Annotated in this window: 2 protein-coding genes and 1 pseudogene; all 3 read right to left on the bottom strand. The window is 60.9% G+C overall.

Annotation, left to right across the window (positions count from 1 at the left end; all coding sequences use genetic code 11):
* On the bottom strand, positions 1 to 274 hold a 274-nt coding region (locus EOA86_RS35465), incomplete at its 3' end, for an aldo/keto reductase (protein ID WP_164892361.1).
* A 131-nt stretch (positions 275 to 405) separates the two neighbouring features.
* A pseudogene (locus EOA86_RS35460) lies at positions 406 to 807 on the bottom strand (type II toxin-antitoxin system VapC family toxin).
* Between the two features lie 79 nt (positions 808 to 886).
* A partial coding sequence (locus EOA86_RS35450; protein ID WP_206630241.1) for an alanine racemase occupies positions 887 to 1,174 on the bottom strand: 288 nt, incomplete at its 5' end.

Here is a 1,174-nt window from a genome sequence, read left to right as displayed (position 1 = left end):
TGGTGGCGATGATCACATCTTGCCGCTTGACGCCGAGATTCCTCAGCGACTGGCCAAGAAGCCGTTCCGATGCGCCGAAGGAATAGACGTCCGCCGTGTCGAAGAAATTGACGCCGGCGGCGAGCGAGCGGGCGACGATCTCGTCGACGGCCTTCTGGTCGAGGCTGGCGATCAGGCCCCATTGGGCGTTTTCACCTGCGGCGCCGAAGGTCATTGTGCCGAGGCAAAGTTCGGAGACGAACATCCCCGTGTTTCCAAGTTGATTATAGCGCATGGTGCAGCTCCGGAAAGTTTTGGATGACCCGGCCGATATAGGAACGATACGGTTCGTTTCCATTGTTGGCGTAACCGGCTTAGTGGTTCTGGACCAAGTTCCGCGACCCGACGATCCGGCGTGGGAACAGGTCAGATTGTCCAAGGACTGAGGACCGTCACCCCCGTATCGTCGAAATCGGCGAATGTTGCGCGTAACCAGAATGAGGTCGTGGACGACCGCGGTGGCGGCGATGAGCATGTCGGCGCTGCCTCGCGTGCGGCCAGCCGAGAAGCGACCCCACGACAACGCGACATCTTCAGTGACTGCAAGGATCCGGTCGGCTTGTCCCGCCGAAGCTCTCGCAGCCAGAGGTCGAGCCGTGTTCCCCGTTCGGGATCGACCTTGCGCAGCTTGACGATCCCCCGTTCGATCTCGCCGAGGGTAATAACACTGAGACTGATCGAGGCCGGATCCACTGAAGCTAGCCAGGCGGTCGGCTTGGGCAGACGACTCTGCACATCCGAAACGATGTTCGTATCAAGCAGGTACATTAGAGGTCGATGTCGCGGATCATCGTATCCGAGCGACGGTTGACCTCCTCGGCAAAATCACCATCCCAGACCGGACCGGCTAACGGCTGCCGAAAATCGCCGATCCAACCCTGACGCTTGTCGCGCCGAAGGCGATCGCGGTTTCGTAGTCGCCGGACATACCCATCGAAAGCTCCTCCACACCTGCCTCCGTGCTGAGCTTTTCCAGCAGCGCGAAGTGCGGACCGGGATTCTCATCGGCCGGCGGAATGCACATCAGACCTTCGATGGCGAGGCCGTGGACGTCGCGGCAGCGGGTGACGAAGGCGACGGCTTCGCGGGGTTCGATGCCGGCCTTTTGCGGTTCCGAGCCGGTGTTAACCTGAAC

The organism is Mesorhizobium sp. M5C.F.Ca.IN.020.32.2.1 (assembly GCF_004023105.1).
Lineage (GTDB): Bacteria > Pseudomonadota > Alphaproteobacteria > Rhizobiales > Rhizobiaceae > Mesorhizobium > Mesorhizobium wenxiniae.
Note: the sequence above shows the minus strand (reverse complement) of the source record. Positions and strands in the feature narration are given on the sequence as shown.